The organism is Neisseria sp. P0009.S010 (genome assembly GCF_051958545.1).
Classification (GTDB): Bacteria; Pseudomonadota; Gammaproteobacteria; order Burkholderiales; family Neisseriaceae; genus Neisseria; species Neisseria subflava_A.
The window spans coordinates 313,141-339,336 of sequence record NZ_JBQCVH010000002.1 but is presented as its reverse complement, the minus strand read 5'-3'; the positions used below and the strand labels follow the sequence as shown (position 1 = coordinate 339,336).

General features: G+C 51.9%; 26 protein-coding genes and 3 tRNA genes. 15 read left to right on the top strand and 14 right to left on the bottom strand.

Going from position 1 to position 26,196, the window contains the following annotated elements; all coding sequences use genetic code 11:
* Positions 1-34: 34 nt before the first annotated feature.
* Complete coding sequence (hutW, locus tag ACTHSN_RS03385) at positions 35-1,855, top strand: heme anaerobic degradation radical SAM methyltransferase ChuW/HutW (protein ID WP_070873802.1); 1,821 nt, start codon at positions 35-37, stop codon at positions 1,853-1,855.
* Positions 1,856-1,947: 92 nt separating this feature from the next.
* Positions 1,948-2,565: an NAD(P)H-binding protein gene (locus ACTHSN_RS03380; protein WP_440365073.1), complete on the top strand. Its 618-nt coding sequence runs from the start codon at positions 1,948-1,950 to the stop codon at positions 2,563-2,565.
* A 157-nt stretch (positions 2,566-2,722) separates the two neighbouring features.
* On the opposite strand, the gene aroG is transcribed toward ACTHSN_RS03380, so the two are convergent.
* From aroG to folD, 10 genes are all read right to left on the bottom strand, one after another.
* Positions 2,723-3,766: a 3-deoxy-7-phosphoheptulonate synthase AroG gene (aroG, locus tag ACTHSN_RS03375; protein WP_440365072.1), complete on the bottom strand. Its 1,044-nt coding sequence runs from the start codon at positions 3,764-3,766 to the stop codon at positions 2,723-2,725.
* A 447-nt stretch (positions 3,767-4,213) separates the two neighbouring features.
* A complete protein-coding gene (locus ACTHSN_RS03370) occupies positions 4,214-5,689 on the bottom strand; it encodes a surface lipoprotein assembly modifier (protein WP_070460640.1) in 1,476 nt (491 codons plus the stop codon).
* Positions 5,690-5,845: 156 nt separating this feature from the next.
* Complete coding sequence (locus ACTHSN_RS03365; RefSeq protein WP_070460593.1) at positions 5,846-6,217, bottom strand: hypothetical protein; 372 nt, start codon at positions 6,215-6,217, stop codon at positions 5,846-5,848.
* A 172-nt stretch (positions 6,218-6,389) separates the two neighbouring features.
* Complete coding sequence (locus ACTHSN_RS03360; RefSeq protein WP_432760669.1) at positions 6,390-7,112, bottom strand: M48 family metallopeptidase; 723 nt, start codon at positions 7,110-7,112, stop codon at positions 6,390-6,392.
* Positions 7,113-7,149: 37 nt separating this feature from the next.
* Positions 7,150-7,881: a lysophospholipid acyltransferase family protein gene (locus tag ACTHSN_RS03355; protein ID WP_107792246.1), complete on the bottom strand. Its 732-nt coding sequence runs from the start codon at positions 7,879-7,881 to the stop codon at positions 7,150-7,152.
* A 71-nt stretch (positions 7,882-7,952) separates the two neighbouring features.
* Positions 7,953-8,531: a D-glycero-beta-D-manno-heptose 1,7-bisphosphate 7-phosphatase gene (gene gmhB, locus ACTHSN_RS03350; RefSeq protein ID WP_107792245.1), complete on the bottom strand. Its 579-nt coding sequence runs from the start codon at positions 8,529-8,531 to the stop codon at positions 7,953-7,955.
* 11 nt (positions 8,532-8,542) lie between these two features.
* On the bottom strand, positions 8,543-8,995 hold the full coding sequence (locus tag ACTHSN_RS03345; RefSeq protein ID WP_107792244.1) for a DUF7832 domain-containing protein: 453 nt from the start codon (positions 8,993-8,995) through the stop codon (positions 8,543-8,545).
* Between the two features lie 93 nt (positions 8,996-9,088).
* Entirely contained in the window at positions 9,089-10,330 is a 1,242-nt protein-coding gene (locus tag ACTHSN_RS03340; protein ID WP_440365071.1) for an aromatic amino acid transporter, read from the bottom strand.
* 129 nt (positions 10,331-10,459) lie between these two features.
* Positions 10,460-11,533 (bottom strand): AI-2E family transporter, encoded by a 1,074-nt coding sequence (locus tag ACTHSN_RS03335; RefSeq protein WP_440365070.1) that lies wholly within the window; start codon positions 11,531-11,533, stop codon positions 10,460-10,462.
* An 84-nt stretch (positions 11,534-11,617) separates the two neighbouring features.
* Positions 11,618-12,469 carry a bifunctional methylenetetrahydrofolate dehydrogenase/methenyltetrahydrofolate cyclohydrolase FolD gene (folD, locus tag ACTHSN_RS03330; protein ID WP_315116764.1) on the bottom strand — a complete coding sequence of 284 codons (852 nt, stop codon included), beginning with the start codon at positions 12,467-12,469 and terminating at the stop codon, positions 11,618-11,620.
* Positions 12,470-12,669: 200 nt separating this feature from the next.
* On the opposite strand from folD, the gene ACTHSN_RS03325 reads away from it, so the two are divergent.
* From ACTHSN_RS03325 to prmC, 9 genes are all read left to right on the top strand, one after another.
* Positions 12,670-12,747 (top strand) — tRNA-Pro (locus ACTHSN_RS03325).
* 27 nt (positions 12,748-12,774) lie between these two features.
* Positions 12,775-12,851: transfer RNA gene (locus tag ACTHSN_RS03320), tRNA-Arg, on the top strand.
* A gap of 9 nt (positions 12,852-12,860) precedes the next feature.
* Positions 12,861-12,936, top strand: a tRNA-His gene (locus ACTHSN_RS03315).
* 261 nt (positions 12,937-13,197) lie between these two features.
* Positions 13,198-13,704: an adenylyltransferase/cytidyltransferase family protein gene (locus ACTHSN_RS03310; RefSeq protein WP_107723979.1), complete on the top strand. Its 507-nt coding sequence runs from the start codon at positions 13,198-13,200 to the stop codon at positions 13,702-13,704.
* Positions 13,701-15,464, top strand: a complete 1,764-nt coding sequence (locus ACTHSN_RS03305) for a bifunctional biotin--[acetyl-CoA-carboxylase] ligase/type III pantothenate kinase (protein ID WP_440365069.1) — start codon at positions 13,701-13,703, stop codon at positions 15,462-15,464. Before ACTHSN_RS03310 ends, ACTHSN_RS03305 begins: the two co-directional genes overlap by 4 nt.
* Positions 15,465-15,479: 15 nt before the next feature.
* Positions 15,480-16,322: a cell division protein gene (locus tag ACTHSN_RS03300; protein WP_070647240.1), complete on the top strand. Its 843-nt coding sequence runs from the start codon at positions 15,480-15,482 to the stop codon at positions 16,320-16,322.
* 557 nt (positions 16,323-16,879) lie between these two features.
* Positions 16,880-18,322: a metalloprotease TldD gene (tldD, locus tag ACTHSN_RS03295; RefSeq protein WP_070460573.1), complete on the top strand. Its 1,443-nt coding sequence runs from the start codon at positions 16,880-16,882 to the stop codon at positions 18,320-18,322.
* A gap of 52 nt (positions 18,323-18,374) precedes the next feature.
* The gene (locus ACTHSN_RS03290; RefSeq protein WP_070460571.1) at positions 18,375-18,836 is read left to right on the top strand and encodes a hypothetical protein; all 462 of its coding nucleotides are present in this window, start codon (positions 18,375-18,377) and stop codon (positions 18,834-18,836) included.
* The gene (prmC, locus tag ACTHSN_RS03285) at positions 18,826-19,638 is read left to right on the top strand and encodes a peptide chain release factor N(5)-glutamine methyltransferase (protein ID WP_070460570.1); all 813 of its coding nucleotides are present in this window, start codon (positions 18,826-18,828) and stop codon (positions 19,636-19,638) included. The genes ACTHSN_RS03290 and prmC overlap by 11 nt, the downstream gene beginning before the upstream one ends.
* An 84-nt stretch (positions 19,639-19,722) precedes the next feature.
* Here prmC and ACTHSN_RS03280 read toward each other — a convergent pair whose 3' ends face one another.
* The 4 genes from ACTHSN_RS03280 to ACTHSN_RS03265 all read right to left on the bottom strand — a co-directional run bounded on the left by ACTHSN_RS03280 (position 19,723) and on the right by ACTHSN_RS03265 (position 23,626).
* The gene (locus ACTHSN_RS03280) at positions 19,723-20,517 is read right to left on the bottom strand and encodes a 3'-5' exonuclease (RefSeq protein WP_070460568.1); all 795 of its coding nucleotides are present in this window, start codon (positions 20,515-20,517) and stop codon (positions 19,723-19,725) included.
* Between the two features lie 760 nt (positions 20,518-21,277).
* A complete protein-coding gene (locus ACTHSN_RS03275) occupies positions 21,278-22,162 on the bottom strand; it encodes a lipid A biosynthesis lauroyl acyltransferase (protein ID WP_256388722.1) in 885 nt (294 codons plus the stop codon).
* A 78-nt stretch (positions 22,163-22,240) separates the two neighbouring features.
* Positions 22,241-22,786 (bottom strand): crossover junction endodeoxyribonuclease RuvC, encoded by a 546-nt coding sequence (ruvC, locus tag ACTHSN_RS03270; protein WP_070625240.1) that lies wholly within the window; start codon positions 22,784-22,786, stop codon positions 22,241-22,243.
* A gap of 9 nt (positions 22,787-22,795) precedes the next feature.
* Complete coding sequence (locus ACTHSN_RS03265) at positions 22,796-23,626, bottom strand: carbon-nitrogen hydrolase family protein (protein WP_070625238.1); 831 nt, start codon at positions 23,624-23,626, stop codon at positions 22,796-22,798.
* 94 nt (positions 23,627-23,720) lie between these two features.
* On the opposite strand from ACTHSN_RS03265, the gene ACTHSN_RS03260 reads away from it, so the two are divergent.
* The 4 genes from ACTHSN_RS03260 to ACTHSN_RS03245 all read left to right on the top strand — a co-directional run bounded on the left by ACTHSN_RS03260 (position 23,721) and on the right by ACTHSN_RS03245 (position 26,179).
* Entirely contained in the window at positions 23,721-24,020 is a 300-nt protein-coding gene (locus ACTHSN_RS03260) for a porin (protein ID WP_070460562.1), read from the top strand.
* Positions 24,021-24,321: 301 nt separating this feature from the next.
* A complete protein-coding gene (locus ACTHSN_RS03255) occupies positions 24,322-24,516 on the top strand; it encodes a CsbD family protein (RefSeq protein WP_070460560.1) in 195 nt (64 codons plus the stop codon).
* Between the two features lie 71 nt (positions 24,517-24,587).
* Positions 24,588-24,746 (top strand): DUF1328 domain-containing protein, encoded by a 159-nt coding sequence (locus ACTHSN_RS03250; RefSeq protein WP_039862543.1) that lies wholly within the window; start codon positions 24,588-24,590, stop codon positions 24,744-24,746.
* Between the two features lie 140 nt (positions 24,747-24,886).
* On the top strand, positions 24,887-26,179 hold the full coding sequence (locus ACTHSN_RS03245; RefSeq protein WP_070460558.1) for a valine--pyruvate transaminase: 1,293 nt from the start codon (positions 24,887-24,889) through the stop codon (positions 26,177-26,179).
* The last annotated feature ends 17 nt before the right edge of the window (positions 26,180-26,196 follow it).

Genomic DNA, 26,196 nt, shown 5'->3' with positions numbered 1-26,196 from the left:
TCAATCTTATTAATAATTTTTATTAATCATTATCATGGTACAGCAGCTTGTTTGGACTCCGAAACAATCCGCGCCCAAGGCATTTCCCGAACGTCAGGCATTAATGCCCGTTTGGGGCGGTGTTCCAATGCCGCGTCCCCAGTGGCAGAACATTTGGAAGAAAAAGCTTCCCCATGCCACCGATGTGGATGCGCTTGCTTATCTGCATATTCCATTTTGCGCCAACCATTGCGTTTTTTGCGGCTTCTACCGTAATGCGTGGAAGGACAGCCAAAGCAGCGTGTACACCGACAAAATTATCGAAGAAATGGCCGCTGAAGCCGAAGTCCGTACAGGCAAGGGCAAAATCCGAGCCGTTTATTTCGGGGGCGGTACGCCGACCGCGTTGCTTACGGAAGACCTCGTCCGCCTGATTCGTGCCTGCTACCAATATCTGCCGCTTGCCGAAGACTGCGAGTTCACCATCGAAGGGCGCATGAGCCATTTCGATTTGGAAAAAGCACAGGCCTGTCTCGAAGCAGGGGCCAACCGCATTTCCATCGGCGTGCAAACCTTCAATACCGCCATCCGCCGCCGTCTCGGCCGCAAACACAGTGGCGACGAGGCGTTTGAATATTTGGCAAAATTGTGCGAACTCGATGCCGTGATTGTGGCCGATTTGATGTTCGGCCTGCCCAATCAAACCGATGACGTTTGGCAAAACGATATTGCCCGCGCCGCTGAGCTGCCGCTGTCCGGTTTGGATACGTATGCGTTCAACCTTTATCCCATGCTGCCCATTAACCGCATGATTGAAAAAGGCGCATTTCCGACACCGCCGGGCTTTGATATTCAGGCAGACCAATATGCCTACACGGTTGAAACACTGCTGGAAAAAGGCTGGGAACAGGTCAGCAACAGCCACTTCGCCTATCCCGGTCGCGGCGAGCGCAACCGCTACAATACCCTGATCAAATCCGATATTTCCTGTTTGGCGTTCGGCTCCGGCGCAGGCGGTAACTTCGGCGGTTTCAGCTATCAGGTGCAGGGTGATTTGGAGAGCTATCTCGCCACGCCGAAAGGCGAGAAAAACATCGCATTTATGAGCGGCCATAGTCCAAATAAAGCACTTCTCAGCAAAGTCCAGCACGATATTGAAACAGGCCGTCTGAATCCATTATTGTTCGACGGCAACAAAGCAGCGCAAAAGCTGATTGCCCAATGGCAGGAAATGCAGCTTTTTAAAGAACCCGATTCAGACGGCCTTATCCGTTTGAATACCAGCGGCCGTTATTGGTCGCCCACCCTTATCCGCAAACTCATGCTTACTCTTCCGACTCAAGAAAAGGATCAAACCATGCAAAAACTTTCAGCCGAACAACAAACCATGTTGCGCCAATCATTGGAAAAAAATCCCGGCCAAGTGCTGGAAATGCTGGCCGCGCAAAACCAATGCAGTTTTGAAGACGTTATCCGCTGTCTGCCTGAAGAGAACGTGCGCCAAACCGAAGGCAGCCGCATTGTCGAAATCCTCCAAGCCATCGCAGCATGGAATGAATCCGTGACCTTTATCGCCCACACCCCCGATGCCATCGTCGAAGTCAGCGGCAAACTGCCAAACGGCAAAGTCGGCCGCGGTTTCTACAATTTTGACCATCCTGAAACCGACGGCGGCGTACACGGCCACATCTACTATGAAAACTGCGCCTCCATCTACCTTTTGGAACGCCCGTTCATGGGTAAAGCCACTTGCTCGCTCAACTTTATTAACCGCAACGGTGGCGCCATGTTTAAAATTTTTGTCGGCCGCGATGAAGCAGGTGAGTTGAAACAACACCAAATCGAAGCCATGCGAAAACTGTTTGATGCCGCTTAAACGGTTTCAGACGGCCTGAAAATCCGTTCCTTGTTGCATAGAGGAGCGGATTTTCTAACAATAAACATCTACCACACAAAGGAACCCCAAACATGCAACTCATCTTCGGAGCCAACGGCCCGTCCGGCCGCGCCTATATCCGCACATTGGCTGACTCAGCCGATACCGTCGCCGTATTAAGAAAGCCATCTGAAGACAGCTTTTTTGCCGAACACAATATTCAAACAGTCGTCGCCGATGCGCTTGATGCCGATGCGCTCGATAAAGCGTTGGCACAATACCGTCCCGATACCGTGATCAGTTTTGTCGGCGGCAAAAACGAAGAGGGTATCCGCAGCGATGCGCTGGGCAATATCAACATTATTGCCGCCACGAAAGCCGCCAATCCGCAAGCCCGCTTTGTATTGATTACCAGCATGGGCTGCGGCGAACAATGGGACATGATGAGCGAGTCGTTCAAACAGGCACTCGGCGAAGCTGTCCGTGCCAAAACAGAAGCCGAAATCTATCTCAAACAAAGCGGTTTGAATTGGACTATCTTGCGCCCCTGCGGCCTTGCCGATGGCGAAGATAATGCCTATACCTTGACACAAAATGCCCAAGAAATTCCGCAAAAATACATGACGCGCAACGGCTTGGCCGCTGCCGTTGCTGCCATTGTCGGCCAAGCGGACAGCAAGGGCGAAACGTATAGCGTTGGTGCGGCATAACCGGATTGAGTAGGCCGTCTGAAACTGTCTTTTAATTGTTTCAGACGGCCTGATTTTTTCTTAAAATACTGTTTTTATTATGAATATGAGCAAGGAAATCAAAATAACAGACACAAAAAAGACCGGAACATATCCGGTCTTTTTTATGGTTTCGCACTTAAGCTTGGTAACCTTTCGCTTCGGCAAGTAGGGCCAGTAATTCTTCAGTCGTATCCCAACCGATGCAGGCATCCGTAATACTTTGACCGTAAACTTCAGGCTTGTCTTGACGGCCTTCAACCAAGTGGCTTTCCACCATCACGCCCATGATGTTTTCTTCACCGGCTTTCAGCTGCTCCGCAACATCGCGTGCTACATCCATTTGTTTGCGGAAGTCTTTACGGCTGTTGGCATGGCTGCAGTCCACCATCAGTTTGCTGCTCACGCCGGCTTTTTGAAGCTGCGCAACCGCGTCTTTAACGTGTTCCGCGCTGTAATTAGGCTCTTTACCGCCACGCAAAATCGCATGGCAGTCAGGATTGCCGCTGGTGTGGACAATCGCGGAATGACCGGCTTTGGTTACAGACAGGAAGTGGTGCGGATGATTGGCGGCACCGATGGCGTCGATGGCGATTTTCAGATTGCCGTCCGTACCGTTTTTAAAACCGACAGGGCAGGAGAGGCCGCTGGACAATTCGCGGTGTACCTGGCTTTCAGTCGTACGCGCCCCAATCGCGCCCCAAGAAATCAGGTCGGCGTAGTATTGCGGCGTAATCATGTCCAAGAATTCAGTCGAAGCAGGCATGCCCATTTCGTTCAAAGTCAGCAACAACTGACGTGCTTGGCGCAGGCCGTAGTTGATGTCAAACGTACCGTCCAAGTGCGGATCGTTAATCAGACCTTTCCAGCCAACGGTTGTACGCGGTTTTTCAAAATACACGCGCATTACAATCAGTAGCTCTTTCTCATATTTTTTGCGCAAGGGCAGCAATTTTTGCGCATATTCTACCGCCGCCTTAGTATCGTGAATCGAGCATGGGCCGATGATGACCAGCAAACGGTTGTCGCGGCCGTGAACTAAATCTGAAATCTCATGACGTGTTTTATAAACCAAATTGGCAACCTGAGGCGTAACAGGCAGCTCATACAAATGCGCGATTGGAGGGAGTAACTCTTTGACTTCTTTAATTTTAATATCGTCGGTAGGGTGGTGTTGGGACATGATGAACTCTCTTGTTTATTTTTGATACAGGTTACAGGTTTTAGCAGAATTAAACAAGGCTTGATTTTTTGTTTTAGCAATTTTATTCTAAAATTTCTTTATTTAAATTATTTTATGGAATTTAAAATCAGTTTATTTGTAAAAATTAATATTTAATGCTGATAAAAAATTTCATTTATATAATAAAGGGCTTTGAGTTTTTATCAAAATACAGGCCGTCTGAAAATGTTCAGACGGCCTGATTTTTTTGTAACGTTATGTAGTGTTGTACGTTACGTTGATAAAATGATATTGGCTTGGATTTTATCTATTTGATAAATATGAATTTAATAAGGCGTTGTGCCTTAAAAAATCTATTGATTCGGTATCTGTAAAAGTTTGAATCTGTCTTGTAAATCAGTATGCAGAACAGGCATTCTTGCTTTCTTCACAGATTGGTTCTGCTTGTCAGAACGTTTTGCTCAATTCGACAAACATTTTGGTTTTGCCGTATTCGTAGAACTTGTCGTTGCTCCATGTTTTGTTGTGGGCAATGGTCAGGCGTGGGGTGATGCCTTTGAAATGGAGGGCGCGATGCCATACGCTCAGGGAGGCGGAGGCTTCTTTGTCGCGGCGGTTTTGTTCGTTGCTGAAGAAGCTGGGGGCTTGGTAATGGCGTTGGGCGGCGCTGAGGCGTAGGACGGTGGAGAGGCCTTTGGGCCATTCTTGTCCCCATGTGGTGCGCAGGGCGTAGCGGTTGAAGCTGTCGCTTTTGTCGTCGCGGTTGCGTTCGCGGTAGAGGTCGATACCGGCTACCCAGTATTGGCGCGCGTTGCGGTAGTACACGATGGAGTTGCTGAGCAGTTGGCTGGTGTTGTTGGAATGCTCGCGGCGGCCGTTTTTCAGACGGCCTGCTTCAAATGCGCTGAGGGTTTGCAGCTTGGGTTGCCACCAATGGTTGTAGTGGAGGCGTGCGCCGTTGGTGTAGGTGTAGGGGTCGTTGCCGTAGAAGCGGCGTTCGTGGAACGGGGTAATGCCGATATCGTTGCGCTGGTCGGCATAGCCGATGCCTGCCGAAAAGCGTGTGGTGAGGTCGTTGTAGTTGGTGTGTTTGGGATAGATTTTGCCGTAATGGTCTGCGCCTGCCGTGGCATAGAAGCCGCGGGGCAGCGACCATTTTTTTTCTGCGCCGATTTGGTAATGGATGGCAGTGGCATCGATGGGTTCGGGGAATGTCCAGCCTCGGAAGCAGTCGTCGTCGGGATAGGCAAGGCGCACGGCGCGGCATTGTTCATCGCTCAGGTGGTTGCCCAGACGGCGTTGGCCGGGGGCTTGGTTGATGTTTTGTTCGCGCGTGATGTTCAGGCCGGCGTTGAATTGCCATGAGTCGCGTTCGCGCAGGGCTTTGCGGTAGGTTTCGATGCGTTCTTGCAAGGCAGGCGGGAGGGATTCGGTTTGTAGTTTGTCGAACTGGTCGGCTGCGGCTTCGTTTTGTTTGTCTTCAAACAAGGCGGTCGCAAGCTGCCAGCGGACGGCGGAGGCATCGGGTTGCTCGGCGATAAAGCGGCGGTAATGGCCGATGGCTTCGGCGGCGCGTCCTTCGGATTGGGCAAGCAAACCTTTGGCATAGCGTGCCATGGCGCGGTCGTGTTCTGGCCATTGTTCGTAAATGGGCAAAACGGCTTTGATGCCGGGGATGTTGTGGGCGACGACGGCGGAATACATGGCGCGTGCCAGTAATTCGGTGTTGGCAAGCAGGGTATCGGCATCGACGTTGATGATTTTTTCAGACGGCCTGTTTGTCTGCTCGGCAGGAATGTTGTGCGTTTCGGGTTGTTGGGGTTCGGCTGTGTTGACTTGAAGCTCGGGTTTCACATCAGGCGGCACATCGGCGGCGTGAAGGGAAAGGGGAAGGATGGCGAGGAGGAGCAGACGTTTTTTCATGGCAATGTTTGGGATGTTATCGGTATAAGTGGGCAGATTGTACAATGTTTTGAGTCGGAAATTTTACAAACCGAGTGCCATTATATCTGATAAAGATGACAAAAGGCTGTCTGAAAACCGATGGGATTTCAGACGGCCTTTGTTTGCGAGTCGGATTTAGTTTTTGTCCAAATCTAAATCGGCTTTGTATTCGATACGGCCTTGGCCTTTGTCTTCGATGGAAACGTCCAGCTCTTGTTTGCCGCGTTTGAATTTCAGATCGGCATCGTCGTGTTTGATTTCAGACTCAACCACATGGAAACCTTTGCTGCGCGCGTGGGCGATCACTTTTTTGGCCAAGGAAGGAATGGAATTGCGTTGGCCGGAAAGTTCGGCTTCGTATTCAAATTCGCCGTCGCCTTGATGATCGGCTTTGATGGTGTGCGCGCCTGCCGGACGGTAGATTTCGGAAGGCAGCGGGGAGGCGAATGCCGTGGCGGAGAAAAGAGCCAAAATGCCGGTGGCCAGTAACGATTTTGCTTTGGTCATCGGTTTTCCTTTCTGAAAAGGGTTTTGAGAATGGCATCATCTTATCGGTAGGTATGAGTGGCGGCAAGCGGATAAACCTGATTTTACGTGCGGCTACATGATTTGTTTGGAGGGCGTTGATTCTTTGCTTTGGGCTGGTGTTTGCTTGCAGAAAAATGCTGCCGGATAAGACTTAGCCGAGACGGAACAATTCGCTGCCGTGCGCCTTCAGCCATTGTTCGGCTTGGTCGACATGCGGCGTGAGCGAGTGTGTCAGAGCCCAAAACGCAGGGCTGTGGTCGGGATGGCGCAGGTGGGCGAGTTCGTGCAGGCAGACGTAGTCGGCGACATATTCGGGTGCGCCGATGAGCCGCCAGTTGAGGCGGATGCCGGTGGTGTGGCGGCAAACACCCCAGAAGGTTTTGGCGTTGGAAAGGGAAATGGCACTCGGGGTCAGGCGTGTGGTTCGGATATGGCCTTTGAGGCGCGGTAGCAGATATTCGTGCGCACGCTCGTGCAGGAAGCAGTGCAAATGGGTAAGTTGGGCGGTGGTTTCTTTTTCTGGCAATAGGATTTCAGACGGCCTGATTTGGATGTGGTTTGCTGCGTGGACGGACAAGGCCGTCTGAATGCCTTGGTACCAAATCCATTCGGGAAGCGCGTCGGTAGGTGTTTGTCGGGCCGGTGTTTTGTTTAGGGTACGGCGCAGGATGGCTTCGTTGTCGTTCAGCCATTGGGTAAAGGTGCGCTGGGTAACAAACGGAGGGATATTGATGCTGACGGTATCGGCGGAAACGGGGCGCAAGATGAGGTTTTTCTTGGCGCTGCGTTTGAGCTGGATATGAATGGTGAGGCCGTCTGAAAGGGTGTGGGTATGGAGGTGGGGCATGATGTTGATGGAAAGATTGGACGGCATGGAAAGGGGGACATAGCGGCCCACCCGATGGAATGATTTATTTGGTTTTGGGCGCGAACGGGCCTTGTCCGGTAATCAGGGGCTGTTGGCTTTCGATCCATTGCTCGCATTGGGCCATGAGTTCGGCTTCATTGCCGTTGTTGTGGGCAATGGGTTTGCCGATGATGACGCTGACTGTGCCGGGGTATTTGAGGAAGGAGTTGCGCGGCCAAAACTCGCCGCTGTTGAGCGCGACGGGGACGATGTCCATCTCAAACATTTTTGCCATGCGCGCGCCGCCGAGCTTGTAGCGGCCTTTTTCGCCGGGCGGCAGGCGTGTGCCTTCGGGGAAAATGGTAATCCAATAGCCTTCGTTTTTACGCGCAAGGCCTTGTTCTAAGAGTTGTTTGTTGGCTTCGCGGCTGTTGCTGCGGTCGATGCCGATGGTTTTAACCAGCTTCAAGCCCCAGCCGAAGAAAGGGATTTTGAAGAGTTCGCGTTTGGCAACATAGACTTGCGGCGGAAAAATCTCTTGCAGGGCGAGGGTTTCCCAGCCGCTTTGGTGTTTGGCGCAAATGATGGCAGGGCGGTCGGGAATGTTTTCCGCACCGTTTAAGGTGTAGTTCAAACCGATGATGTGCTTGAGCGACCAGTTGAGGATGCGTACCCAAATTTGCGCCATTTTGTGTGCACCGCCTTGGAAGGGCAGGGTAAGCAGCATAAAGGGGAACAGTAAAATAATGCTAGAGGAAAGGATGAACCAGTAAATCAGGTTGCGGATAATCAGCATATCAGGGAAAAGTCAGTCGTTTGAAGGCCGTCTGAACACCGTTGTCGGCTGGTTTCAGACGGCCTTGTCGTTTATAGGATGGCTTGCGCGGCTTCTTCGATTTGTGTGTTTTCACGCATGATGTATTGCGAGAAAGCGAGCAGGTTGTCGAAGACTTGGGTGTGTTCGGGCAGTTCTTGCTCGTGTTGGGCCAGCGTTTTTTTGCCTTTGCCGGTCAGAACGAGCGCGGATTTGCCTCCTGCAGCATCAATGGCTTGCAGGTCGCGCAGGCTGTCTCCGACCAGCCAGGTTTCGGCGGCATTGGCCTTGAAGCGTTCGATGATGTCGATAATCATGCCGGGCTTGGGTTTGCGGCATTCGCAGTTGTCGGCAGCAGTGTGCGGGCAAAACCAAATGCCGTCGATGGTACCGCCTGCTTGAACGGCAAGGCGGTGCATTTTCGCGTGCATTTCGGTCAGGTCTTGCACGGTAAAGTATTTGCGGCCGATACCGGATTGGTTGGTGGCCACGGCAATGGTGTAGCCTGCCTGCGTTAAAAAGGCAATGGCATCCATGCTGCCTTCGATGGGAATCCATTCGTCAACGGATTTGACGAAATCGTCGCGGTCTTGATTGATAACGCCGTCGCGGTCGAGGATGATGAGTTTCATGGTTTGGGCTCTTATTTTTCTGCTTTCAAACTGCTTTTCCATTTTTCAAAGGCCGTCTGAAAAACGGGTGTCAGTTTGGCGAAGGTTTCCGGGGTGTTTTTGACGTGGTAGAAGCCGCCGAGCGAGGGCGTGTCGAGGGCGAGGACGTAGTCTTCCATAAATGCGCCGTAGCCGTCTTCTTCGTCGGTGTAGTAGAACTCGGTAAACCGTTGGCCGAGTTCGGTAAAGTCATCAGCCGTCAATGCGCCGTCCATGTGTTTGAGCAGGAAGTGCCGTCCGCTGATTTTGCCCGAGGTCATGGCCGCGAAGTCGGCCGCGGTTTCGAGGGCGGTTTGCCAGACGGGGTTGACGAGGCCTGCCTGCGCCGCCCATTGCCAGTACATGCCGATGTGGGTGGCGGCGTTTTCGGGCGGGAGCTGGTCGGGGTAGTCTTCGTCGAGATGGAAACGGATATTGTCGTACATGGACGGTGTTCGTTGGGGGAAAGGGGGTATTGTAGCGGAAAATAATGAATTAGGCCGTCTGAAAGAGGGTGTTTCAGACGGCCTTAAGGGAATTTAACCTTTAAATACGGGAACGAGCTCCATTTGGCTTAATATTTGGGCGGCAATGTTGATGATGCCGAAGAGGAAGACCCAAACCATCAGCCAGAATCCGCCGTAAACTTTGTAGTTTTTGCCGACGCCGAATTTATGTCGCGAGCGGTAGAGCAGCATGGCGGGGATGATGCCTGTCCAGATGGTTGCGGCCAGACCGACGTAGCCGATGGCGGTAACGAAGCCGGTAGGGAAGAGCAGGCAGGAAATCAAAGGCGGCAGGAAGGTCAGCGCGGCGGTTTTGGTGCGGCCGGAGATGCTGTCGTTCCATTTGAAGATGTCGGCGATGTAGTCGAACAGGCCGAGCGTTACGCCGAGGAAGGACGTTGCAATCGCCATGTAGGAGAACAGGGTCAACACTTTGTCCATATTGCCGGTTTGGGCGAACTTGGACAGCGTTTCGATCAGGACGGAAACTTGGCCTTCGGCGGCGATAACCGGTGCAAACTCGCTGCGCGGCAGGTTGCCTTGGATGGCGATTTGCCAGAGGACGTAAATCACCAAGGCAATCAGCGTACCCGACCACAGGGATTTGGCCACTTTGGGCGCGTCGCCTTTAAAGTATTTGAGCAGGCTGGAAACGTTGCCGTGGAAGCCGAATGAGGCAAGGCAGACGGGCAGGGCGGTGGCAACATAAATCCAGTAGCTGGTGCCGGAAGGGGCTTGGGTGTCGAACAGGACAGGCATTTTGGCATCGGCAATCAGGCCGCCGGTTGCCCAGATGAAGGTGAGTACCATGCCGCCGATGAGGATACTGGTAAAGCGGTCAACCAAGCGTGCGGATGCCCAAACGCAAAAGGCGAGGATGCCGAAGAAGACGAGTTGGCCGACGGAGAGCGAAATTTCGCCGCCTACCGCGCTGCCGATGCCTTTGGCGGTCAGGTCGCCGCCGACGAAGATGTAGGCGTAAGTGAGCAGGTATAAAACGAAGGCGACGGCAACGCCGTTGATGATGTTCCAAGCCGGGCCGAGCAGGTCTTTGACCATGGTGTCGAAGCTGGCGCCGTGCGGATAATGGGTGTTGACTTCCAAAATCATCAGGCCGCTGGAGAGCATGGAAAACCAGGTGTACAGCAACACGACCAGCGAGCCGGCAAACCATACGCCAGACGTGGCGGTCGGGTTGGCAAGCATGCCTGCGCCGATAACCGTACCGGCGATAATCATCGCGCCGCCGAATAGGGAAGGGGTTTTGGTTGACATTGTTTGTCTTTCTTCTAGGAATGCGTGGTTGTCATTATGCCGTAAAGTGTAAGAAAAGGTAAAGCAAAGGCCGTCTGAAAACCCGATTGTCGTTTTCAGACGGCCTTTGATGTGTATAAACGCAACTGATTAAATCAATTTTCGCAGTTTCAATTCGTTTTTCAGATACGCGTAATAAACCGGCGCGACGATGATGCCGCCGATGCCGAAAATGCGTTCAAAGACGACCATTGCCACCAGCAATTCCCACGCGCTGGATTCGATTTCCGAGCCGATAATTTTGGCGTTGAGGAAATATTCGAGCTTGTGGATGACAACGAGGAACACCAGTGAGGCGAGTGCGACGTAAAGCGATGCGCCGAGGCTCAAAATAATGATGATGGTGTTGGAAATCAGATTGCCCGCCACCGGAATCAGGCCGACGATAAAAGCGATGATCAGGACGGTCATTTTAAACGGCAGCTCAACGCCGAACAGCGGTAAAACCAAGTAAAGGTACAGGCCGGTCAGGAAAGTGTCGATCAGCGAGATTTTGACTTGGGCGAGGAACACGCGTTCAAAGCTGGTTTCAAAAGTGACGATGCGTTGCACCAATTCGGCTTTAAACAATGGCATTTTGCGGCGGTTTTTACGTATTTTCAGGCGGTGGAAGCTGAGCATGGCGCCGATGATGATGCCGATGAGGATGTACACGAAGGACGTGATGCTGTTTTTACTGATGCGGGTCAGCGCGGCGCGGTATTCGTCAATCAGCTTGATCGCCGAGGCTTTGATTTCGGCCATATTGTTGGGCAGCATATTGAGAATGGCCGCAGGCAGGTCTTGGCTGTTTTTGGTGTCTTCCAAAATCGCCGCCAGCTTGGCCAGCATAAAGCCGACATGGCCGCCGTGTATCAGGTGGTAAATGCCCAAAGACATCATCGCAATGATGCTGAACACGATGGCCAGCGTCAGCGTGGTGGAAATCAGGTTGATGTTGTGCGCATTGAGCGATTTATGCAGCCGCGTGTTGCGCGGTAAAACACGGCGGCGGAGTTTGAGGATGACGCCGTTGGTGCGCGTAATAAAGATATAGGTCAGGATAACCGACAGCAGCAGCGGCAGCAGATGGTAGTACAAGACAATCAGCAAAGCCAAACCCATCAGGATATAGGAAGCGTTGCGGAAAGTCGGATTGTCGGTGTGTGAAGCGAGTAAGGACATGTGAAACCGATAAGGTAAAAAAACAAAAAACAGGTCAGGCCGTCTGAAAAACCATGTTCAGACGGCCTAATTTAATGACGGCGGTTAGTCGTGCAATGAGGCCGCGTGTAGCGTGTTTTCCAACAAAGTGGCAATCGTCATCGGGCCGACGCCGCCGGGAACGGGCGTAATCATGGACGCGCGTTCTTTGGCGACATCAAACTCCACGTCGCCGCACAGGCTGCCGTCTTCCAAGCGGTTGATGCCCACATCGATAACGACGGCGCCGGGTTTGACCCATTCGCCTTTAACAAAATTCGGAATGCCCACGCCGACCACCAAAATATCGGCGGCGGCAACTTCATCGGCAAGGTTTTGTGTGGCGCTGTGGCAGATGGTTACCGTCGCGCGGGACAGCAGCAATTCCAACGCCTGCGGGCGGCCGACAATATTGGACGCGCCGACAATCACGGCTTTTTTGCCTTTCGGGTCGATGCCGTAGGCTTCCAACAAAGTCATCACGCCTTTGGGTGTGCACGGGCGCATCAGCGGCATTTTGACGACCAGGCGGCCGACGTTGTAAGGGTGGAAGCCGTCCACATCTTTATGCGGCACGATACGTTCCAAAACCGCCTGGCTGTCGATGTGGGCCGGCAGCGGCAGTTGCACCAAAATACCGTCGACGGCAGAATCGCCGTTCAATTCGTCCACCAGTTTCAACAAATCATCTTGCGTGGTTTCAGACGGCAGCTCGTAAGAGCGCGATTCAATGCCGCTTTTTTGGCAGGCCAGTTTTTTATTGCGTACATAAACCGCGCTGGCAGGATCGTCGCCGACCAATACCACCGCCAAACAAGGCGTGTGCAAATCTTTTTCCTGACGCGCCTTTACCGCCTGCGCGACCGCCTCGATGCGTTGCTGGGAGATTTTTTTTCCGTCTATAAGTTGAGCAGTCATGATTTTCCTTCTAAATAGGGACAAATATTGCGTTCAAATTATCGCATTTTTCAGACGGCCTGACACAAAAGAGTAGCCCCGATGACGAAGCATAAAAATAAATAATGATTAAAAATAATAAGATAAATAAAAAATAGAAAAATAAAGCAAAGTAAGTGTTGACCGGGCTGAAAAGGGTCTGTATAGTTCGGGTCTTCAGTCGGGGCGTAGCGCAGCCCGGTTAGCGCATCTGCTTTGGGAGCAGAGGGTCGTGAGTTCGAATCCCACCGCCCCGACCACAAAATTCTAAGCACGAATCGGCATGAGCGCCCGTAGCTCAACCGGATAGAGCACCGACCTTCTAAGTCGGGGGTTACAGGTTCGATTCCTGTCGGGCGTGCCAATTTTTACGGTGGCTGTAGCTCAGTTGGTAGAGCCCTGGATTGTGATTCCAGTTGTCGTGGGTTCGAGCCCCATCAGCCACCCCAGATAAAAGCCTGCATATTGTATGCAGGCTTTTTTCCGTTTATGCCCTGAATTTTACTTCAAGTTTATTGGGTTTCAAAAACAGTATTCATCAAACCGTTCCATCATGGCAGCGGCAAAAATGGCGTTTGCGGTGTCTGTCAAATGCCGATGAGTACGCAGTCAGGCCCGAATATCGTACCGTTCGGTATCTTTTTATGGCGTTTCGCCGTTATCCTTTATAATACCCCGATTATTTTCTGTTTTATTTCCAAAGGAACCGCATCATGTCCGAATGGTCAGCTCCAGAATTCGAATCCAAAATCTGTCCGCCCGAAAAGCTGGCGGAGCGTTTGGCGGCATTGCCCCGTCCGCTGGTGTTTACCAACGGCTGTTTCGATATTCTTCACCGAGGCCATGTAACGTATCTGGCGCAGGCGCGATCGGCCGGTGCGGCTTTGGTGTTGGCGTTGAATACCGATGCTTCGGTGCGCCGTCAGGGCAAAGGGGACGACCGCCCGATTAATCCTTTGGAAAACCGTGCGGCAGTGGCAGCGGCATTGGCCAGCGTGGATTTGGTCACATGGTTTGATGACGATACGCCGGCCGCGCTGATTGAAATGGTCAAACCGGATGTATTGATTAAAGGCGGCGATTGGCCTGTGGATAAGATTGTCGGTGCGGCCGAGACGTTTGCGCGCGGCGGCAAAGTATTTTCGATTCCGTTTTTACACCAGACTTCGACCACCAAAACGTTGGCGAAAATCCGCGAAGCTGGAGGAGGCGCATGACGGATTTGAACAGCCGCCATTGGGCCTTGCTCGCCGCGCTTTCAGACGGCCTGCCGCAACACGTTTCTCAGCTGGCGCGTGCGGCCGGGATGAAGCCGCAACAATTAAACGGATTTTGGCAGCAGATGCCGGGCCATATCCGCGGTTTGCTGCGTCAGCATGACGGGCAATGGCGCTTGGTGCGTCCATTGGCTGTGTTTGCCGAAGAATCTCTGCAACAAATGGCCGGGAAACATGGTTTTCGCGCGCAGTTGAAACACGAATGTTCGTCCAGCAACGATGAAATCATGGCGTTGGCGCGCCGGTCGGCAGGTTTGGCGCACAAGGCTTTGTGTGTGGCGCATTTTCAAACCAAAGGGCGCGGACGTCAGGGGCGAAGCTGGGTCAACCGACAGGGCGAATGCTTGATGTTCAGCTTGGGCTGGGCGTTTGACAAGCCGCAGTATGAGCTGGGTTCGCTGGCGTTGGTGGTGGCATTGGCTTGCCGCCGTGCGCTTGCCGATATCGGTTTGGACGTAAATATCAAGTGGCCGAACGATTTGGTCGTGGCCAACGATAAATTGGCCGGTATTTTGATTGAAACGGCTCGGGTAGAGAATAAGACTGTCGCCGTCATCGGCATCGGCATCAATTTTGTATTGCCGAAAGAAGTTGAAAACGCCACTTCCGTGCAGGCCTTGTTTCAGACGGCCTCTAAGCAGGGCGTAAGCGTCAAAACCTTGTTGAATGCGGTGTTGGCGCAACTTGATGCGCTGTTGAGCGAATACGCGCAAAACGGATTTGCGTCATGTGTCGGCGAATACGATGCCGCCAACCGCGACACAGGCAGGCCGGTATTGCTGCTTCAAGAAGGGCGCATTGTTCATGAAGGCGTAGTCAAAGGCGTGGATGCGCAAGGCGCGTTGCGTTTGTTGACCGACAATGGCGAGAAAACCATTGTCAGCGGCGAGATCAGCTTGCGTCCGGATAATCGTCCGGCACAACCTGCCGCCGCCAAGCCGGAACGCTTTTTGCTGCTGGACGGCGGCAACAGTCAGTTGAAATGGGCATGGGTAGAGAACGGCACATTTTCTGAAGTCGGCCGCGCGCCATATCGTGATTTGACCCAGCTAGGTGAAGAATGGCTGCAATTTGCCGATGATGATGATGTGAAGATTGTCGGTTGCGCCGTGTGCGGTTCGGTCAAAAAAGCGATGGTTGAAGAACAATTAACCCGTCCGGTCGAATGGTTGTCTTCCATGCCTCAGGCTTTGGGTATCCGCAACCATTACCGCCGCCCTGAAGAACATGGTTCCGACCGTTGGTTTAATGCGCTGGGCAGCCGCCGCTTTACGCAAAACGCCTGCGTCGTCGTCAGCTGCGGCACCGCTGTAACTACCGACGCGCTGACAGAAGACAATCATTATCTCGGCGGCACCATCATGCCCGGTTTCCACTTAATGAAAGAGGCGATGGCGCTCAAGACCGCCAACCTCAACCGCCCCATCGGCAAGGTATATCCGTTCCCAACCACAACGCCGAACGCCATTGCCAGCGGCATGATGGATGCCGTTTGCGGCGCGTTGATGATGATGCATGGCCGTCTGAAAGACAAAACGGGCGAGGGCAAACCGGTCGATATTATTATCACGGGCGGCGGCGCGGCCAGAGTCGTACAGGCGCTGCCGGAGTCATTCGTTCATGACAATCAAGTGAAAATCGTCGATAATCTCGTGATTCACGGGCTCTTGCATTGGATTGCCCATCGCAACGGACAATAAAAAGGAAAACGCATCATGAAATGGCTGTTTGCGGTCTTGGTCGCACTCAACATCATTGTTTTTGGCAGCATGGTTGCCTATCGGACACAACATAAAACCGCCAAACCCGAATCTTCCTTGGAAGGCGGTACGCACGAATTATTGCGCCCGTCTTCTTTGGACGCGCCTAAAGCCGAGCCTCGGCAGGCATCGCAACCCGATTGGGTGGTGGTTGAATCAGACGGCCTGATTATGGCCGAACCTGAATCCGAAGAAGCAGAAGCCTTGCGTAAAAAGCAAGAAGCGCAGCAGTTAAAAGAGAAAAAAGAAAAAATGCGCCGCGAGAAAGAAGCGCAAGAACGCCGCGCCGCTGAAGAAGAGATGGGCGCGGCCGGCGTGGAACGCTTGTGTACCAGCAGCGCCACCGTAGTGATGGATGAAGACGATTACCACCGCATCAAAGGCCTATTGGGCAAATGGCCTCATGCAGCCAGCCGCAGTATCGAAAAACGCAACGGCGCATCCGGTGGCGAGACTGCTTCCAAAACCTTCCGCGTGGTCTTACCTGCCGACGGCGACACTTCCGCCCAGCTGGATGCCTTGGGCAGCCGCGGCTTTAGCGGCAGCATTCACAACGGCGAAATCAGCATTGACGTAACACGCAGCCGTTCTTCCGCCCAAGTATTGATTTCACGCTTGTCCAGCGCAGGTTTCGGCGGCGCGCGCATTGTCGAACAGGAAGACAGAAGCGCACCCGATACCGGTTTGAGCGTGGCGCGCATGACCGTGGTCTTTATGGCGGTCGACGAGCGCGATGCCCAAGACATCAGAAACATTGTCGGCCGTTATGGCAAATTGAACATGAAAACCTGCCGATAATCAGATTTATTCGGTTTCAGACGGCCTGAACAGCAGTGCCAAACCTGATAAACCGAACGCCACAAAACACGAAACCCACTGTATCGGCAGTGGGTTTCATGTTTTTCGGTTTTGAGTATCTGATATAAAGGGGAACAGGTATGTTTCGTATATGCGCACTCCGAGTATCAAGAGATAATGGGGAAGAGGGGGATAAAATCTGTTGTTTAATGGCTCGGATTAGGACGTCTTCCGAGTGGTTTTGATTATACGCTAATAATAACTATTATCAATAGCAAAATTGAAAAAATAAGGGGTTTTGCTGTAATATTTTGTTTTTTATGGAAATTAAATTGCGGTATCGGCTTTGCCATGATTGAAAAGGCCGTCTAAACGTCAAACGAACAGGCCGATTGAAATAGGGTAAGGCAAACATTTCAACCCTATATTTCAGACGGCCTTTTGATTTGTTTCAATCACTCATAAACCCAAGCAATCAACATATCCAAAGCCATATAAAATACCGTATAATCAAGACCAAATTAACTTTGCCTGCTTGTCGGGCCGTCTGAAAAATCATGCAACAAACCTACGCCGCCGTACAGCGAGATTTGCTCGAAGCCAACCATCTTTCCCCCGATTTGCTCGCCCAAAGCCTGAGCATTATCGGCGCCAACCATGTCGATTATGCCGACATCTATTGTCAGCGCACTGCCTATGAAAGTTGGCATTTGGAAGAAGGCATCGTCAAATCGGGCAGCTTCCAAATTGATCAGGGCGTGGGCGTGCGTGCCGTTTCGGGCGATAAAACCGCTTTTGCCTACGCCGACAGCCTGTGTATCGATTCGATCAACCGCTCTGCCAAAGCCGTGCGCGTGATTGGTGCGGCCGGCAACGAGGCCAGCGTCAAAGTGCCGACACCTGCCTACGGCAAGCCTGTCCACATGGCGATTGACCCTATTGCCAGCCTTGATTCCGCTGCCAAAGTCGCGCTGTTGAACAAAGTTGAAACGCTGGCCAAAGCCGCCGATCCGCGTATCGTGCAAGTGATGGCCGGTTTGACCTGCGAATACGACATGGTGTACATCGCCCGTCTGGACGGCAAACACGCTGCCGACATCCGCCCGATGGTACGCATGAACGTAACCGTCATTGCCAAGCAAGGCGAGCGTCGCGAGCAGGGCAGCGCGGGTGGTGGCGGACGTTATGATTTGGCGTATTTCGATGAAAACTTGGTGCATCGGTTTGTCGATTCCGCCGTCAAACAAGCCCTGACCAATCTCGAATCCCGTCCTGCGCCTGCCGGCGAGATGACCGTCGTTTTGGGCAACGGCTGGCCGGGCGTGTTGCTGCACGAAGCGGTCGGACATGGTTTGGAAGGCGATTTCAACCGCAAAGAAACCAGCGTTTTCTCCGGCAGAATCGGCGAGCGCGTGGCCGCCAAAGGCGTGACCGTTGTGGATCAAGGCGATATTGCCGACAGACGCGGTTCGCTCAATATCGACGACGAAGGCAACGAAACCCGCCGCACCGTATTGATTGAAGACGGTATTTTGGTCGGCTATATGCAGGACGAAACCAACGCCCGCTTGATGGGTACGCAATCGACCGGCAACGGTCGCCGCGAAAGTTACGCTTCTGCGCCTATGCCGCGCATGACCAATACCTTTATGGAAAACGGCGGCTATGAGCCGGAAGAAATCATCGCGTCCATCGACAAGGGCATTTATGCCGTCAATTTCGGCGGCGGACAAGTGGACATTACCAGCGGCAAGTTCGTGTTCAGCGCATCCGAAGCGTGGTGGGTGGAAGGCGGCAAGCTGCAATATCCTGTCAAAGGCGCGACCATCATCGGCAACGGCCCCGAAGTGCTGAAACATGTTTCCATGATAGGCAACGACACTGCGCTCGACAGCGGTATCGGCGTCTGCGGCAAAGAAGGGCAGAGTGTTCCTGTCGGCGTCGGACAACCGACCCTGAGGATTGATGCCGGACTGACCGTCGGCGGTAGCGAAATTTAAACGGCAGGCCGTCTGAAAGGTTTCAGACGGCCTTTTACATTAGGATAAAACCATGCAGGAACAGAATCGGAAATCAAGTTTTCTCATAGTGATGTTGCTGGTGTCGGTTGCCCTGTGGATCGCGTCTTTGTCCAATGTTGCATTTTATTTGGGCAATCATGAAAGCATGAAGGGTTTGACCGTTTTGATTTTGGGGTCGATATTTGCTTCTTTGGACATCAGATATTGTGCGGCCTATGCTAATTATGTTTGGTTGGCGGCCATTGTTTTGTTGGCGTTGCGGAAGAAGGTCGTGCCTGTCCATGCGGCACTTTGGGGCTTGGCGCTGGTGGCTTTCAGTGTGAAAGCCGTACACGTTGATGAAGCAGGGAATACATCGGATATTGTGCGCTACGGTGCAGGATTTTATTTGTGGTATGCCGCATTTGCGGTTGCCACCATCGGCACGTTTGCCGGAAAGAATAAGGAAAGAAAAGCAACAATGCTGGCAGATGGGACGAAAAATGACGCTTGATGAATGGCTGCGCCAATCGGCGCTGCCCAAAAATGAAGCGCGGATGTTGTTGCAATATGCACTGGGTTACACGCGCGCGCAACTGGTTACACGCGGTACGGACGATTTGGCAGACTCTGCCCTGCAAACCTTGGAGGCTTTGGCTCAACGCCGTCTGAAAGGCGAGCCGATGGCCTATCTGTTGGGCGAACGCGAGTTTTACGGGAGACGTTTTGCCGTCAATCCCCATGTGCTGATTCCACGCCCTGAAACCGAGCATTTGGTGGAAGCCGTGCTCAAACGCTTGCCGCCGCAAGGCCGTGTGTGGGACTTGGGGACGGGCAGCGGCGCCATTGCCGTGACCGTCGCGCTTGAACGCGTTGATGCTGATGTTCGCGCATCCGACATCAGCGTTGGTGCTTTGGATACTGCCCGTCAAAATGCGGCCGAATTGGGCGCAAAAGTCGAGTTTGCGCAGGGTTCGTGGTTTGATACCGACAGGCCGTCTGAAGGCCGATACGATGTGATTGTTTCCAATCCGCCGTACATCGAGGACGGCGATGAACATTTGTCGCAAGGCGATTTGAGGTTTGAACCGCAAAATGCGTTGACCGACTTTTCAGACGGCCTCAGCCATATCCGCCACATTACCCAAGAAGCCCCCAAATACTTGAAAGCCAACGGCTGGCTGCTGTTTGAACACGGCTACGACCAAGGCGAAGCAGTGCGGAACATTATGCTTGAGAACGGTTTTGCCGAAGTGGCAACCGAACAGGATTTGGCTGGATTGGATAGGGTAACGCTGGGGCGTTTGCCTGCTTAATGGGCATGATTTGTCGAAATATAAAAAAGGGCGTGTCGATCACGCCCTTTTGGTTTTCTGGTTTGTCTGTTCAGACGGCCTGGTTTAACGCCAAGCAGCGACGAACTCCGCCCAATGTTGTTTTTCTTCGGCTTGTGCGGCCAGATAATGTTTGATGCGTTTAATTTCGACTTCGTATTCGTCGGCATCGAGCGCGCCGCTCATCATGCGAAAGCGCATGTACATCAGGTAGGTATTGGCGGCATCGGTTTCACAATAATCGCGGATGTCTTTCAGACGGCCTGCATGATAAGCGTCCCAAACTTTGCTGCCGTCCATACCCAGTTTGCCGGGGAAGCCGCAGAGTTTGGCCATATCGTCCAAAGGCACGCTGGCACGCGGTTGGTAGAGGGCGAGCAAATCCATCAGGTCGCAATGGCGGGTGTGGTAGCGGCTGATGTAGTTGTTCCACTTAAAGTCGCGGCTGTCGCCAAAATCGCCGTCGCCCATGTCCCAATAGCGGGCGGCGCTGATGCCGTGTATCAGGGCGCGGTAGTGGAGGACGGGCAGATCGAAACCGCCGCCGTTCCAGCTGACAAGTTGCGGCGTATAGTTTTCGATGACCTCGAAGAACTTGGCAATCATGACTTCTTCGCTGTCTTCGGGATCGCCGATGGTACTGACGCGGATTTTGTCTTGCCCCCAGCGCATACAGCAGGAGATGGCGACGACTTGGTGCAGATGGTGTTGCATAAAGTCGCTGCCGGTTTTGGCACGGCGTTGCTGCTGGGCAAACAGGACGACTTCGTTGTCGGGCAAATCGGCTGGCAAATCGTAAAGCTGGCGGATGCCGTGTACGTCGGGAATGGTTTCAATGTCGAAGGCGAGTATCGGAGTCATGGCGTGATCGGGTTGGATAAGGGATGATGTCATTGTGGCATGACGGCGCAGATAAAAAAAGAGGCAATCCCCCACAGGATTGCCCCAATACCTCAAATCAGAGATTTACGCTTCACAAACAATACAGGCTTTCACCTGCGGCTTTACAGATGCAGCTCAACTCTGCATCAGTAAACTTTCATTTCGGGCATTGCACCGAAATCCTCTAAAATACCGCAATTTCTTGCAATATCAGAAAACTGTTTACAAAAGTATCTAAAACCGGCGAGGCCGTTTGAACATTTTGTAATTTAATGTAGTGAAATTTACGCGAATTTTTACAGTTTGCCAAGTATTTTTTTCTGAAGACTTGTTTCGGTATAAATTTCAGATTTTGTCATATTTTTGCAATTATATTTCATAATTATTCAAAAGTTAGATATTTATTTTATTTTTTTAAATTATAATTTAATTTTATTTCATATTTTGGATGATTAAAATGTATTTTTTCAGATGAACTATTTTGTAACATATTGTTTTTAAAATAAATTAAATTTAATATATAAATGAAAAAGTGTATTAAACTGGACGTTTTTCGTTTGAGAAAAAATATAGGGTTGTTTGAAAGTTTCAATTGCACTGAAAAAATCTGTTTTTAAAGCGGAATATTATTTGATTGTTTGGATTCGAACATGAATTTTGGTTTGATTCAATTAAAATGAGAAAGCGGAGAAAGAAGGATTTTGCCGCTTTTGCATATTTAAATTGTAATTCGATGTAGTCAATAAAAGCTGCTTTCGCCTTCGGGACGGGTTTTGAAGCGTTTGTGCAGCCAGAAATATTGTTCGGGATGCTCGCGTACCCGCTCTTCGATGAAGTCGTTCATGCGCTGGGTGTCGGCTTCGACATCTTCGGTCGGGAAATTGTCCCAAGCCGGATAGAAGCGCAGGGTTACGGTATTGTCGGCTTCGCGCGTGGGGATGGCGGGAATGATTTTGGCTTTGGTCATGCCGGCGATACGGCTGAGGCCGGTAATCGTGGCCGTCTGAATGCCGAAGAAATTGACGAAAATGGAATCGTTGCGGCCGAAGTCTTGGTCGGGCAGATAAAGAAAGGGCGCATCGCTTTTGCGCAGGTGTTTGATGATGGCGCGCAGGCCTTCTGTGCGGCCGATCAGGAACACATTGTTGTAGCGATGGCGGCCTTTCAGGATTTGCTCGTCCAGGGCTTTGTTTTTTTGGTGCGAATACATGCTGGTCAGCGGCACATCCTGATTGAGCGTGTAAACCGCCATTTCAAATGCGGTAAAGTGCGGATAGAGGATGATGACTTTTTCGCCGGCGGCGAGGGCTTCATCGAGATGGTGTTTGTCTTGATAGCGTACCAACGAGCGCAGCTTGTCCGCAGGCGCGTACCAGTAGAGGCCGTATTCGAGCATCAGCTTGGCCATGTGTTGGAAATGGCGTTTGAGCAGGGCAGTGCGCTGGCTGTCGCTCAGCTCGGGAAAGCATTTTTTGAGGTTGACCTCGCCGACTTTGCGGCGCGGTTTGACCGCGTAATAAGCGAGAATGCCGATCGCGTCGGCAATCTTGTGCAACACGCAAAAAGGCAGCAGGCGGATGAGGTAGAGAAAAAGGAAGGCGGCTTTCATGAAGGCTCGCTGTATGTGGGCAAAGGGTTATTATAACCGAAAGGCCGTCTGAAAACGGGCTGGAACACTATTTCAGACGGCCTGAATGTCGGCTTACCATTGGAAACGGCCGCGCTTGACCTGTAGGCCGTCAGGGTTGAGTTGCGAAGCCAATCCGTGATTGCGCAGGGCGTGGGTAAGGGCGACGGCGAGTCCGTCGGCGGCATCGGCTTGAGGCGTGCCTGAAAGTGCAAGCATTTGGACCACCATATGCTGCACCTGCTCTTTGGCGGCCTTGCCCTTGCCGACCACAGCCTGCTTGACCTGAAGCGCGGTGTATTCAAATACGGGCAAATCGTGCATGACTAAAGCGGCAATCGCCGCACCGCGTGCCTGACCGAGCATCAAAGTCGCGGCCGGGTTGACGTTGACGAACACTTGCTCGATGGCCGCCTGATGAGGCTGATAGTGGCGGATGATTTCGTCGATATGGCGGACAATCACGGCGATGCGTTCGGAAAGCGACGCGCCGGTCGGCGTTTTGATACAGCCGGAAGCAACATAATGATGCTCGCGGCCGTGGACATCAATCACGCCGAAGCCGGTCACGCGACTGCCGGGATCAATGCCGAGAATGCGTGTGGGTTGGAGCTGGGACATAGTGCGTGTTTAAAGTAATCGGTGTTTCAGGGCTGGCAGGCGCGTGCGCACGCTTTGCAGGCGCGCGGTATCCAAATCGGCACAAATCACGCCTTCGCCTTCCGGCAACGTCGCCAACACATCGCCCCAAGGGTCGATAATCATACTGTGGCCGAATGTGCGGCGGCCGCTTTCATGCAGTCCGCCTTGTGCCGACGCAATGACGTAGCATTGGTTTTCCACCGCACGGGCGCGCAGCAGCAATTCCCAATGCGCCTTGCCGGTCGTGTAGGTAAATGCAGCCGGCAACAGCAAAACATCAAACGGCTGCTGGGCGCGGAAAAACTCAGGAAAGCGCAAATCGTAGCAGACACCGGCCGCCAGCGGAACATCGTCCACGCTCAGTTTCGGCACATCGCTTCCCGCCAGTATCGTATCGGCTTCGGCGTAGCGTTCGCCCAAACCGGAAAAGCCGAAAAGGTGCATTTTGTGGTAAAGCCCGACTCGGTTGCCGTCGCGGTCATACACCAGCATCGTGTTCATCACTTTGCCAGCGTCTGGGCCTTGCAGCGGAACCGTACCGCCAAACAACACCACGCCGCATTCCCTTGCCGTTTCGCTTAAGGCCGTCTGAAAACGGGTGTGGCAGGTTTCGCCAACGCGTCCATCGTCCAAAGGCTCGGCAAATGCCAGCTTGTCCGTATCGCTTTTGCCCATCAGCGGCCAATATTCGGGCAGCAACACCCAATCCGCCCCTTGTTCGGCCGCCTCGCGGACAAGTCGCCTCATGGTGGCAATATTGGTTTCGGGGTCGGTAGACGACACCATTTGCACAGCGGCGGCGCGTAAAGAGCGCATCATCAAAACTCCTGTCAGATTTTGCAAGAATTGTAACTTGTTTACGCACAAGGCCGATACAATCGTCACACAATTCCTCTCCAAAAAAGGATAAACCATGAACTTGAAACTTCTCCTCACTGCCGCACTTTCCACCGCCGCACTTGCCGCACACGCCGACGTACAGCTTTACGGCAACATCAAAAGCGGCATCGAAACCTCGCAAACCCGTTTCGGCGGCCAAACATATAGCCGAACCGCCGTTGCCGATCAAGGCAGCCACATCGGCTTGCGCGGTTCGCATCCGATTGGTGGCGGAACGAATTTTATTTGGGAAGTCGAACAAGATACTCCGGTCGGCAAAAGCGGCTCCATCCGCCAAGACTGGCGCGAACGCCGCGAGAATTTTGGCCGTTAAAGGAAAGATTGGATAGTAAAGGCCGTCTGAAAGATTTTCAGACGGCCTGTTTTTTATAGTGAGGTCGATTGATTTAAAGAATACACTTAAAAGGCGGTAATCAATAATATCTTAATATTTTCAAAATTTAACAATTTTATATAACTTATTGATTATTTATGAAATTAATAAAATATTGGGTAGCTGATTAAAAAATCAGCATTGGCATTGCTTGCAAATTAAAAAATTATCAAGTAAGGTTAAATGCAAGCGGTTTTATCCGTGAGTTAAATATTAATCAATAAGATAGGATGGTATAACCATGAATGAAGATATTATCAAAGGAAAATGGGAGCAACTCAAAGGTAAAGCCAAAGAAAAATGGGGCGAGTTGACAAACGATGATTTAGAAATCATCGAAGGCAAGCGCGATCAGTTGGCTGGTAAAATCCAAGAGCGTTACGGTCGCACTAAAGATGAAGCTGAAAAAGAAATTGATGATTGGTTGAACAGCTAAGACCGTTGAATTTCCCAATAAACGGTCGTGTCTCACTCGACTGTTTTTATATAAACCGAAAGGAAAAAATCATGCTTCATTATTCGATCGTTTTCTTTATAATCGCTATTATTGCGGCTGTATTAGGTTTCGGTGGTATTGCAGGTAGTGCGGCAGGCATAGCCAAAATTTTATTTGCCGGTTTTTTGATCTTGTCGGTAATATCATTGATTTTTGGCAGGAAGAAATAATACCTGTAGACCAATAAGGTTGTATCAAGCCACCATTCCGTCAAATAGGCCGTCTGAAAAATCAGGATAACTGGTTTTCAGACGGCCTTTGTTCTTATAATAGCGGTTTATTTTTTTACACACCCAGCAACGGAGTTTCCATGCAGTTTTCAGCATTCGGCGAAAAATTCACACAACACAGCGGTATTTTGCAGTTGATGGACGATTTGGGCGACGCGCTCAAAAGCGACAAGCCCGTCAACATGCTCGGCGGCGGCAATCCGGCGCGGATCGCTGAAGTCAATGCGGTGTTCGCCGATGTGTTTTCCAAGTTGGCAGCGGAACACGCTGTTGAGAATATCGGCAATTATTCCAATCCGCAGGGCGATGCGGCGCTGATTGCGGCTTTGACTGAGTTTCTCAACCGCGAATACGGCTGGAATCTGACGGCGGACAATATCGCGTTGACCAATGGTTCGCAAAACGCGTTTTTCTATTTGTTCAACCTGTTTGGCGGCAAATTCAATCTTTCAAACAGCCAAACGGCTGAAAAAGCGATTTTGTTGCCGCTTGCGCCTGAATATATCGGTTATGCCGACGTGCATGTCGAAGGGCAGCATTTTATTTCGGTGAAGCCGAAAATCGAAAATGTCGAACACGAAGGCAAAGCGGGCTTCTTCAAATACCGCGTGGACTTTGACGCGCTGGAGAGCCTGCCTGAATTGAAAGAGGGCAAAATCGGTGCGATTTGCTGTTCGCGCCCGACCAACCCGACCGGTAATGTGCTGACCGACGGCGAGATGGCGCGTTTGGAAGCTTTGGCGCAGGAACACGGGATTCCGCTGATTATCGACAACGCTTACGGAATGCCGTTCCCGAATATTATTTACAGCGATGTGACGCTCAACTGGCACGAAAACATTATCCTCTGCTTCAGCCTTTCTAAAATCGGCCTGCCCGGTGTGCGTACCGGCATTATTGTCGCCGCGCCGGAAGTGGTCAAAGCCGTCAGCAGTTTGAATGCGATTGTGAACTTGTCGCCTACGCGTTTCGGCGCGGCGATTGCGGCTCCGCTGTTAAACGACGGCCGTCTGAAACAGCTGGCCGACCAAGTGATTCAGCCGTTTTACCGTCGGCAGGCGCAAACGGCGGTCTCCCTGCTCAAGCGTGAGTTGGGTGCGTATCCGTTGAAAATTCATAAGCCTGAAGGTGCGATTTTCTTGTGGCTTTGGTTTGAAAACCTGCCTGTTTCGTCGCAAACCTTGTACGAAATGCTCAAGGCTGAAGGCACGCTGATTATTCCGGGCGAGCATTTCTTTGTCGGCATTGATAGGCAAGACTATCCGCACGCACACGAGTGTATCCGTATGAGCATTGCGCAGGATGCGGAAACGCTGGAAAAAGGCATTGCCGCGATCGGTCGCGTGGTGCGCGGTTTGTACGATAAAAAATAAATGCTGTGAATAGACAA

Bases quoted from the DNA above. Each gene is read 5' to 3' on its own strand.
- hutW (WP_070873802.1), top strand. From the start codon at position 35: ATGGTACAGCAGCTTGTTTGGACTCCGAAACAATCCGCGCCCAAGGCA.
- ACTHSN_RS03380 (WP_440365073.1), top strand. From the start codon at position 1,948: ATGCAACTCATCTTCGGAGCCAACGGCCCGTCCGGCCGCGCCTATATC.
- aroG (WP_440365072.1), bottom strand. From the start codon at position 3,766: ATGTCCCAACACCACCCTACCGACGATATTAAAATTAAAGAAGTCAAA.
- ACTHSN_RS03370 (WP_070460640.1), bottom strand. From the start codon at position 5,689: ATGAAAAAACGTCTGCTCCTCCTCGCCATCCTTCCCCTTTCCCTTCAC.
- ACTHSN_RS03365 (WP_070460593.1), bottom strand. From the start codon at position 6,217: ATGACCAAAGCAAAATCGTTACTGGCCACCGGCATTTTGGCTCTTTTC.
- ACTHSN_RS03360 (WP_432760669.1), bottom strand. From the start codon at position 7,112: ATGCCGTCCAATCTTTCCATCAACATCATGCCCCACCTCCATACCCAC.
- ACTHSN_RS03355 (WP_107792246.1), bottom strand. From the start codon at position 7,881: ATGCTGATTATCCGCAACCTGATTTACTGGTTCATCCTTTCCTCTAGC.
- gmhB (WP_107792245.1), bottom strand. From the start codon at position 8,531: ATGAAACTCATCATCCTCGACCGCGACGGCGTTATCAATCAAGACCGC.
- ACTHSN_RS03345 (WP_107792244.1), bottom strand. From the start codon at position 8,995: ATGTACGACAATATCCGTTTCCATCTCGACGAAGACTACCCCGACCAG.
- ACTHSN_RS03340 (WP_440365071.1), bottom strand. From the start codon at position 10,330: ATGTCAACCAAAACCCCTTCCCTATTCGGCGGCGCGATGATTATCGCC.
- ACTHSN_RS03335 (WP_440365070.1), bottom strand. From the start codon at position 11,533: ATGTCCTTACTCGCTTCACACACCGACAATCCGACTTTCCGCAACGCT.
- folD (WP_315116764.1), bottom strand. From the start codon at position 12,469: ATGACTGCTCAACTTATAGACGGAAAAAAAATCTCCCAGCAACGCATC.
- ACTHSN_RS03305 (WP_440365069.1), top strand. From the start codon at position 13,701: ATGACGGATTTGAACAGCCGCCATTGGGCCTTGCTCGCCGCGCTTTCA.
- ACTHSN_RS03300 (WP_070647240.1), top strand. From the start codon at position 15,480: ATGAAATGGCTGTTTGCGGTCTTGGTCGCACTCAACATCATTGTTTTT.
- tldD (WP_070460573.1), top strand. From the start codon at position 16,880: ATGCAACAAACCTACGCCGCCGTACAGCGAGATTTGCTCGAAGCCAAC.
- ACTHSN_RS03290 (WP_070460571.1), top strand. From the start codon at position 18,375: ATGCAGGAACAGAATCGGAAATCAAGTTTTCTCATAGTGATGTTGCTG.
- prmC (WP_070460570.1), top strand. From the start codon at position 18,826: ATGACGCTTGATGAATGGCTGCGCCAATCGGCGCTGCCCAAAAATGAA.
- ACTHSN_RS03280 (WP_070460568.1), bottom strand. From the start codon at position 20,517: ATGACTCCGATACTCGCCTTCGACATTGAAACCATTCCCGACGTACAC.
- ruvC (WP_070625240.1), bottom strand. From the start codon at position 22,786: ATGTCCCAGCTCCAACCCACACGCATTCTCGGCATTGATCCCGGCAGT.
- ACTHSN_RS03265 (WP_070625238.1), bottom strand. From the start codon at position 23,626: ATGATGCGCTCTTTACGCGCCGCCGCTGTGCAAATGGTGTCGTCTACC.
- ACTHSN_RS03260 (WP_070460562.1), top strand. From the start codon at position 23,721: ATGAACTTGAAACTTCTCCTCACTGCCGCACTTTCCACCGCCGCACTT.
- ACTHSN_RS03255 (WP_070460560.1), top strand. From the start codon at position 24,322: ATGAATGAAGATATTATCAAAGGAAAATGGGAGCAACTCAAAGGTAAA.
- ACTHSN_RS03250 (WP_039862543.1), top strand. From the start codon at position 24,588: ATGCTTCATTATTCGATCGTTTTCTTTATAATCGCTATTATTGCGGCT.
- ACTHSN_RS03245 (WP_070460558.1), top strand. From the start codon at position 24,887: ATGCAGTTTTCAGCATTCGGCGAAAAATTCACACAACACAGCGGTATT.